This is a genomic window from Streptomyces sp. W16 (assembly GCF_033194735.1).
Classification (GTDB): domain Bacteria; phylum Actinomycetota; class Actinomycetes; order Streptomycetales; family Streptomycetaceae; genus Streptomyces.
This window is the reverse complement of record NZ_JAWOAI010001082.1, coordinates 1-1,354: the sequence shown is the minus strand read 5'-3', so window position 1 is coordinate 1,354 and position 1,354 is coordinate 1. Positions and strand designations below refer to the sequence as shown.

Annotated in this window: 1 protein-coding gene; it reads right to left on the bottom strand. The window is 70.2% G+C overall.

The window, feature by feature from the left end; translation table 11 throughout:
• Window positions 1–261 precede the first annotated feature (261 nt).
• Window positions 262–1,354 (bottom strand): iron uptake transporter deferrochelatase/peroxidase subunit (efeB, locus tag R6V09_RS53265; protein WP_317888575.1); only part of this gene is annotated, 1,093 nt, incomplete at its 5' end.

The following is a 1,354-nucleotide window of genomic DNA, read 5'->3' as shown; positions in this document are numbered from 1 at the left end:
CCGCCGTGGCCAGCGCCGCCGCGCCGAGCAGGGCGCCCACGCGGTTCAACCCGCGCCGCGCGCCTGGGATTCTTCCTGTGCCGATCATGCTGTCTCGCCTTCCGGGAGCACTGTTCTCACTGCCGCGCCACCCATGACCGTGACGCCTACGGCCGTAGCCTGGGCAATGGTGACGGCGGGGCGGGGGAGCGGCAATGACGTGGGAGCGAACGCCCGGTCAGGAATTTCTCATGGTCTGTTGGCCTGTTCTTGACCCTGCTCTCAGCTGAGCAGGCTGCGGCCCAGCCAGTCGGCGGTGTCGCGGACCCCGGGCAGGGCGAAGAAGTAGCCCCCGCCGTACGGCGAGACGTAGTCGACCAGCGGTTCACCGGCCAGGCGTTTCTGCACGGTCTCGAACTGCCGGGCCAGGTCCTGCTGGTAGCAGCAGAACAGCAGGCCCATGTCGAGGTTGCCGTTGCTGTCCATGCCTCGGTCGTAGTTGTAGCCCCGGCGCAGGATGCGCTGGTCGGCGCTCTGCGTGGTGCGTGGGTTGGCGAGCCGGATGTGACTGTCGAGCGGGATCACATCGCCCTGCGGATCCTGGGCGAAGTTCGGGGTGTCCTTCTCGTGCCGTCCGTCCAGCGGGGCGCCGGTGTCCCGGGCGCGGCCGAACATCCGCTCCTGCTCGGTGATGGAGACCCGGTCCCAGAACTCCACCAACATCCTTATCAGGCGTACGACTTGATAGCTGCCGCCGGTCGTCCACGCCGGTTCGCCGCTGTCGGCCCGCACCCACACGAGGTCGTTCATCGCGCGGGCGTCGGTCACCTCCGGGTTGGCGATGCCGTCCTTGAAGCCGAGGTGGTTGCGCGGGGTGCCAGAAGGGCGCGGCGGGCTGATGAAACCGTCCGTCCGCCACCGCACCTGCATGCCCCCACGGGTGTGCCGGGTGACATCACGCAGGGCGTGCAGGACGGTGTCGGAGGTGTCGGCGCAGAACTGCACGCTCAGATCACCGTGGCACCAGGCGGAGTCGAGGTCGTCGTCGGGGAAGGCGGGCATCGCGGTCAGTCGGCGGGGCACGCGCTTCGCGAGCCCGTAGCGGTCGTCGAAGAGGGAGGCCCCGACGCCGACCGTGACGCTCAGCCGGTCGGCCGGGAGGTCCGGTCCGAGGGTGCCCGAGTCGGCGGGCGGCGCGGTGATGCCCAGGTCCTCCGGGCTGCCGCCGGAGGTCAGGAAACGCGCCCGGTCGGTCAACGTCCGCAGCAGGTCGGTGAGTTCGGCCCGGTTCTCGGCGGTCGTGTCGAAGGAGACGAACGCCGTGGCGCGCTGCGCGGGGGTGACGATCCCCGCCTGGTGGAGCCCGTGGAAGGGC